At 47.5% G+C, this 7,236-nt stretch carries 7 protein-coding genes and 1 pseudogene; 4 read left to right on the top strand and 4 right to left on the bottom strand.

What is annotated here, in order from left to right; all coding sequences use genetic code 11:
* Both L696_RS32410 and L696_RS0123415 read right to left on the bottom strand, forming a co-directional pair.
* The coding region (locus tag L696_RS32410) for a phage terminase small subunit-related protein (RefSeq protein ID WP_081750784.1) at positions 1 to 99 on the bottom strand (99 nt) is incomplete at its 3' end.
* A 136-nt stretch (positions 100 to 235) separates the two neighbouring features.
* Complete coding sequence (locus L696_RS0123415; RefSeq protein ID WP_025685814.1) at positions 236 to 736, bottom strand: hypothetical protein; 501 nt, start codon at positions 734 to 736, stop codon at positions 236 to 238.
* A gap of 677 nt (positions 737 to 1,413) precedes the next feature.
* Here L696_RS0123415 and L696_RS0123410 point away from each other — a divergent pair.
* Together L696_RS0123410 and L696_RS0123405 are read left to right on the top strand one after the other, a co-directional pair.
* Complete coding sequence (locus L696_RS0123410) at positions 1,414 to 2,613, top strand: MFS transporter (protein WP_025685813.1); 1,200 nt, start codon at positions 1,414 to 1,416, stop codon at positions 2,611 to 2,613.
* A gap of 222 nt (positions 2,614 to 2,835) precedes the next feature.
* Positions 2,836 to 3,894 carry a lactonase family protein gene (locus L696_RS0123405; protein WP_025685812.1) on the top strand — a complete coding sequence of 353 codons (1,059 nt, stop codon included), beginning with the start codon at positions 2,836 to 2,838 and terminating at the stop codon, positions 3,892 to 3,894.
* A gap of 125 nt (positions 3,895 to 4,019) precedes the next feature.
* On the opposite strand, the gene L696_RS0123400 is transcribed toward L696_RS0123405, so the two are convergent.
* Entirely contained in the window at positions 4,020 to 4,976 is a 957-nt protein-coding gene (locus L696_RS0123400; RefSeq protein WP_025685811.1) for an ArsR/SmtB family transcription factor, read from the bottom strand.
* Between the two features lie 273 nt (positions 4,977 to 5,249).
* Complete coding sequence (locus L696_RS0123395) at positions 5,250 to 6,218, bottom strand: flagellar export protein FliJ (RefSeq protein WP_025685810.1); 969 nt, start codon at positions 6,216 to 6,218, stop codon at positions 5,250 to 5,252.
* Between the two features lie 144 nt (positions 6,219 to 6,362).
* Between L696_RS0123395 and L696_RS0123390 the strand changes: the two are divergent.
* Both L696_RS0123390 and L696_RS0123385 read left to right on the top strand, forming a co-directional pair.
* A pseudogene (locus tag L696_RS0123390) lies at positions 6,363 to 6,813 on the top strand (GNAT family N-acetyltransferase).
* 62 nt (positions 6,814 to 6,875) lie between these two features.
* The coding region (locus tag L696_RS0123385; RefSeq protein ID WP_025685809.1) for an NAD(P)-dependent oxidoreductase at positions 6,876 to 7,236 on the top strand (361 nt) is incomplete at its 3' end.

The raw sequence follows: 7,236 nt of genomic DNA, 5'->3' as shown, positions 1-7,236 counted from the left end.
AGAAAGAGCGGCGGCGATGTCTTTTAGCTTCATCGTCCCGCCGCTCTCCAGCCACATTTGTTTTGCCTTGCCCCGCTCAGGACTCCGTTCTCTCGCCATGTTACACAATCTCCACCCCCAACGAATATAAAGATACCGGACTCATTTAAACTACGCCCTTTTGAGATACAAAACAAAGAAAGCCCCGAACCGGAAAAGGTTGGAGCTTTCTTTGTTTGTTTGAGTGCCTGGTTAATTAAAGTTCATCTGGGCTATTGGCTGAGATAGCCCATGCTGAGGCGTCTACATAAGCTCCGCTAGCATGCCACTGTATTTCATAGTCTCCTGAGCGCATTCCGTTTGGAAACCCATTCGTGCTATACCAATTAAATGTTTCACCAGCACCCACATACTTGGTAAGTAAATAATCTCCACTATTGACATGCTTTAAGGTAAAAGTAAGCGTCGCCTTGGTGCTGTTTTTTACACGCATCTTAACATGACCATATCCAGGAGATATGGAGAACTCTGTTAATGGCGACTTGCCGTCAAGGATCACATTAAAAAGGTCTTTTGTTTTAAAAAGACCCACATCATGATTACCAGGTGTTTTCGCCTTATCTTTGGTCGCGTAAGTCGATGGATTTGCGGAATTACTTACAGCATCGGAATCCGCAAAAATTGCATTGGGTACGGCAACAGCCCCTCCTAGTAAACCTAAAGATAAGGCTGATGCAATTAAATGTTTCTTCTTCACAGATTATTCCTCCTTATATTTAACTACCACCTCATTCTACTAAAAAATTCCATGTTTTTAATCTTTATTACAAAATAATCATAATGATGTTTATTAAATCCATTTTTATGAATTAATTAGTGGAAATACTATACTGATTTACAACTCGTCCTTCTGAAGCTTAATATCCAACTCAATCAGACGATCCAAGGTCGCACTCTATATGAGTGTGTGGATTGAAATGCCAAGTGGAAGTAAGAAGAATGGAATGCTTGTAGTTATAGTCAAATATGTAAGCTGAACTAAAAAATGTACATGGAAAACTTAATAGACGGAATGGTGCTGTACAAGCGAAGCACCATCCGTCTGCGCGAGTGGCACGATAGGTAACTTTTATGAATTGCATATAGCAGATTGGGATCAAGCTCCTTTGCGCTAAATTTAAAATCAGGATTCTGCTAATGTTATACGGGCAGTGCCTTTTTTTTTGTGTATTGAATATAGAACGCATGTTTGTATATAATATATGCAGAAGAGTTATCTACGTGCTTCACGATGCCAAATGCAAGCTGCTTAGTGTGATTTATGATTGTTATTTGCTCGTGGGTCTATTAATATAGTGGAGAGTTTTGAACTAATAGTTGCAAAATAAGATTTTCGTAGGCGAAATAAATAACCTTAGGAGGACAACACGCAACATGTCAGAATCACAATTGAAAATGGGGCCGTTGGTCATTTTGATGATTAATATGTTTATTGCCATGCTGGGAATTGGCCTCATCATTCCGATCCTCCCCAAATTCATGGGTTCCCTGGGAGGCACTGGTGAAACGGGAGGCTACCTGGTTGCCGTGTTCGGCTTGACCCAGTTTCTGTTTTCACCGTTGGCTGGTGAATGGTCCGATAAATACGGACGCAAAAAAATGATCATTATCGGTTTGGTGATCATGACGATTTCTTCAGTATTATTTGCCATTGGGCATTCGTTGACGATGCTGTATATATCCCGTTTGCTCGGAGGCGCAGGGGCTGCCTTTATGATTCCTCCGATGATGGCTTATATCGCCGACATTACGACAGTACACAATCGCGGTCGGGGAATGGGTTTGTTGGGCGCGGCCATGTCTCTTGGGTTTGTTATCGGCCCTGGCGTGGGTGGCTTGCTAGCAGATATCTCGATTCGCACGCCTTTGTACGTTTCGGCTGGGGTATCGGGTGTAGCTGCGCTGATTTCGTTGATATTGCTGCCTGAAACCTTGTCGATGGAGAACCAGTTGAAATTCCGGAATGTCAAAGTCAAGCGCGACAATGTCATTAAGCAGTTTGCACTTTCTTTTCGCAAGCCGTACTTCATGCTGTTGATTATGATTTTCACCCTAACCTTTGGGCTGACGCATTTTGAAACGATGTTTCCTTTCTTCGTGACAGGCAAGTTTCATTACAATGAGCGTGATATTGCCATCATTATTACGGTAGGGGCGCTGGTCGGAACGGTGATTCAGGCGGTTGTGATCAGTCCGTTGTTGAATCGTTTTGGCGAAAAGGGTGTTATTATCGGCTCCTTTCTGTTTTCCGCGATTTCACTTGTGCTCATGCTGCTCTCTGGCAACTTTTATTATGTACTCGGGGTATCGCTCATCTTCTTTACTGCTACGTCGCTGCTGCGACCAGCCATTAATACGGCTTTATCCAAAATGGCCGGGGACGAGCAGGGGGTTGCAGCCGGGATGAACAATGCCTATATGAGTATCGGTAATATTTTGGGACCTGCGCTGGCGGGTACGCTGTTTGAGGTGCATATCAATTTGCCGTACATTTTCGGGGCGGCCATTCTCATTCTTAGTTTGGGGCTGGCTGTAAAATGGAACAGCAAAGGTACGCAAACGACAGCGGTTTAATGTTATTTTTCCTGTAAACGTAGTCTCTTTTGGCGTGAAATGTGATTTGTTCTTGTGAACCACAGATCGCGCCGAAGGAGACTATTTTTTGTATACATAGCGAAATCGTTAATGAAACGACTGAATCTTGGGTAATAATGCATGATGAGTTTATGAAGAAGACGCAGGAATGAAATACAACTCGATAAAATATGGGCAACAGCCCAAAGGAGACGAGAGCCGATGGAAGAGCGGAATGAACAGTTATTTTATACAGGAACTTATGCGTCTCGCGATGATAGAGGTATTTATGTATGCGCTTTACATGTGGAAAACGGTGATTTGCGCATCATTGGAGGCGTGGAAGGAATCGAGCGGCCTTCATTTCTGGCACTGCATCCGGATGGAACGAAGCTGTATGCCGCCAGTGAAACAGAGGAAGGTGAGTTGTACGCGTATCAGGTACATGCGCAGACGGGAGAACTGCACCCATTGGATCGAAAAGGTACAGAAGGGGCGCATACTTGCTATGTTTCGGTGACAGCAGATGGACGGTATGTAATGGCTTCCAATTATTCAGGCGGTAATGCTGTGGTATTCCCGGTGACGGAAGCTGGCGGGTTGGGGGAAATGTCGGGGCAGGTTCAACATACCGGCTCAGGTATTCGTCAGGACCGTCAGGATGCGGCACATCCGCATTCGATTATTCCTGATCCTTCAGGACAGTATGCAATGATATGTGATCTGGGGTTGGATCAGATTGTGGTATACCGTTTGACGGAAGACGGGAAACTGGTGACCCATCGTGAGGCAGACCTGCCGCCCGGTTCCGGTCCGCGTCATCTGGTCTTTCATCCTTCGCGTCCCTATGCCTTTGTGGCTAACGAGCTGAACAATACTGTCGCTGTATTTAGCTACAACGAACGCAGCGGGGAGCTTCAATTGCTTCAAAGCTTGTCCACACTGCCGGAAGGCATCATAGATGTGGAAAATACAGCCGCGGACATTCGGATTACGCCTTGTGGACGCTATCTGTACGTGTCAAACCGGGGGCATAACAGCATCGTGCTTTACCATGTCGATCTGGACAGCGGCAAGCTGGAGACGGTTGAATGGGTGGAGACTTTTGGCAGCACGCCGCGTAACTTCAACGTCCTGTCCGGGTATCTGGTTGTCGCGAATCAGGACGGGAATAATATCGTATCCTTTGCTATTCACGGCGATGACGGACGCTTGACTCGAACAGGATATGTGCTGGAAGTTCCTTCACCTGTATGCATTGAACCTGTGCGGCAGTCATAGCGTATGGAAAAAAGACACGTTAGAACAAGATGAAAAAATAAAAACACGGCGCTTTGCTTGCCATGAACGCATGGGGCAAGCAAAGCGCCGTGTTTTAGGGTCTGAGAAGGAAATGGTCTGAAAGTTTATTTGCTGCTGTTGCCAGCTTCTACCGTTGCTGTTTTCGTATGGTTTTCCGCAGGCTTGTAGTACAAGCGGAACAGAATGTCCTGATTGTAGTTACCGAAGCCAGTACCGAACAGGGTAACCCCTCCAACATGCTTGGCATCATCCAGAATGGCAATGCGGAATTTCCATTGCTTCTGATCAATCAGCACCTGGCTTAAGGTCACATTGGATATTTGCTTGCCGTCCATAAAGGTACCCTCAGACGTAACGCGAAGTCTTTTGAGCAGACCGTATTGGTTGATAAAATCTGGCCACCATGCAGGTGTGTATTTTCCCCGGTTATCGCCGAAATCTCCCGGGCTGGTCCAAGTCCCCAGATTCACATCGTTCAGGAAGAAGGTAATGTCCGAAGGCCAGTTGTCATTGGTAAAAGGGGCCTCGGACGATAGCTCCATCGAAATTTCCAGCTCCTCGGCCTTTTGGCTGGACAGGAGGAAATTCGGTACTTTATAATCCATATATCCTTGGCTAAACCACAGAATTTTGGAATTGAAGCGCTCAGGGTCCAGAAATGAACGAGGCTCGTCGAATTCTCCGATAATTTTCTCGACGGTAGCCAGCCCGCAGGTCGGCTGAATTTCAAAATCCGTAAAGTGCCCGACGGAAATCTCCGTCTGATGAAATTGCCGTACATCCTGCTGATAGCGGGGCATGGCTATTTCAATTTTGTCCGTAGCCAGTGAGCATACCTTCTGAACGCCACCGCGTCCGGGCAGCATTTTGGTCGAAATAATGGACGCCCTCTCCAGCTTTTTAACATGCATGGTCATGATGGCACTGCTTAGTCCCAGTGCTTCCGCCAGCTCGCGTATATTCATAGGCTTCTCCGCAAGCAGAACAATCATGTTCAGCCGTACCTCGCTGGCCAGCGCTTCATATACGGGAAGTGATTTTTCAGAAATGTCCAGTTGCATAGTTCCTCCAATTCTAACGCACATCAACAATTGATGATAGTTTAACATATATGGATTTTTTTCAATATTCATACATAAAAAACGATATGATTTACATTTATATAAACAATATACCCTTTCCTTGATTGTCGGCACAAGCTTAACCTATCAAAAAGCCTAAAATTGTTCAAAAAACAGGACACCCCATAAAAACCATTCGGTGTCTGTCGGGATGTCCTGCGAGGGTATGCGGTTGAACGTTCATGCTATATATGATCCTGCTTCGCTTGACGTTTAGGAACGGCTATTCTCCTCCGCCAAAGAAGAGTCGGACGTTCTGTCTTTGTCTGCCGTGTGCATTTCCTGATGCTGAGAAGGATCGGCCTTCATCAAGCCGGGATGACCGACATAAGGGCGATCACTTCGTGAGCGTCCCTGGGTGAGTCGGAAGCCGATCAAAAACAGGGCAAGCTGCACAACCAGTATGTAGGGAGAAGCCTCCGGTCCGATCCATTGAAACAGGGCAACGGCGGCGATCACCATCGACAACAGGCTTGTCGGGAAATGGGATGCCGTCACATCCAGATCATTTTGTCTGCGCAGGGTCATCAACCGATATACGTACAGCAGGGCGATCAAGCCGGAAGCAAATCTCATCCATGTACACCATATGAGCCAGGATGCAGATGGGACAGCTTCGGGCAGACTATTATAGATTGTACTATACGACATAAGTTCCACAATCAGCCGTGAGATTAGCCACACTATACCCGCCAGCGCCAAAGGCCCGGCAGCGGGACGCAGCAGCTTCCATAAAGCCGTTCCCCAGCCCGGAGCATGCGATTCCAGCAGAACAAGTCGACGTTCGTCGATCAGCTTGTTCATTTCGCGCTCCAGTGATTTGAGAAGCAATTCCCTGCGGAATGCGTCACATTCTCTTAGAGATGCCTGAACCTGTTCCTGAAGGTGAGGGGTTAAATAGGGAGCAGCCTTCGCTTCCTGAAGGGCATGAATCAGTCCATTCTGATGCTGGCGCGTTTCACTGCTGCTTATGCCGTTTTGAGTGGAGGTTTGGAGATAGCCTGCCAACCGTCCGTAGATACGTAGCGATTCCTGTAATTCATACAGCCGCTGCTGACGCGAATTTCGAAGCTGGGCTGCGCTGTGAACATACAGCCATACCAGCAAAGACAATGCCAGCAGGACGGCAATCAGACCGGGTGAGATATATGCGGTCAATGCCGCGAAGTCCGTCGGGGACACCCGCAATCCCTCCTTCCATTGTTCTTTCTACACTATTGCACAGACCACACAGGCATTTCAAGGGCTTGGTCACGTCTGACAGAGATATATGGAGTATTTTTTGGTAAAATAGACAAGATGATAAGCAGGGAGGGGAGATTCAGTATGAACGAGCATGTCGAGAATACCGCAGAACATCATAAAAGGTCGAATCCCCCGGACGGGCAGCTTCGCGTGGAGTACGTCGTTCCATCCGTTGAAGAGTATCGGACACTGCGGAAGGAGGCGGGTCTGACGCAGATTACAGAAGAAGCTGCAACCAAGGGCCTGCCGAACAGCCTGTTTGCCTTGACGCTACGGATCGGGCAGGAATTGATCGGCATGGGCCGGGTGAGCGTTGACGGATATTGCAGTCAAGCCCTCCCATCAGGGAAAAGGATACGGGCGTAAGCTTATGGAAAAGATTATGGCCTATTTGAAATGTGAGGTTCCAGCGGGTAGCTTTGCGACGCTGATCGCAGACAAGCCAGCTGACCGCTTGTATGCGCAATTTGGCTTTCAATTGACCAGCCCTGGATCGGAAGGGATGTACTGGCGGCAGCCGGGCGGGGTTTGAGCAAGGGCCGAAGCGGATAAGTAATAGTAAGGAAATTATAGACAGGAAGAAGGCAAGGACATATGAAAGTCATTATTTTTGGAGCAACAGGAACCATTGGTCAAGCATTGGTGAAGGAGGCCATCAAGCGCAAGTATCAGGTGACGGCGGCGGTGCGTGATCCGCAGCGTATGACGGAGCAAAGTGAATATTTGACGGTTGTTCAAGCGGATATTTTGAATCCCAATTCCGTAACAGCCGTGGCGAAAGGACATGATGCCATTATTAGCGCCTACGGTCCCAAGTTTGGAGCCGAGGAAGAATTGCTCGAAGCAACCCGTTCTTTATTGGAAGGAACCCGGCGTTCCGGCGCAGAGCGCATACTGGTAGTCGGCGGAGCTGGCAGCCTGAAAACGGAAAACGGTGAACGTCTGATGGATACCG

The organism is Paenibacillus maysiensis (assembly GCF_000520815.1).
Taxonomy (GTDB): Bacteria; Bacillota; Bacilli; order Paenibacillales; family Paenibacillaceae; genus Paenibacillus; species Paenibacillus maysiensis.
The sequence above is the reverse complement of the archived record's forward strand: the minus strand, read 5'-3'. Positions and strand labels throughout refer to the sequence as shown.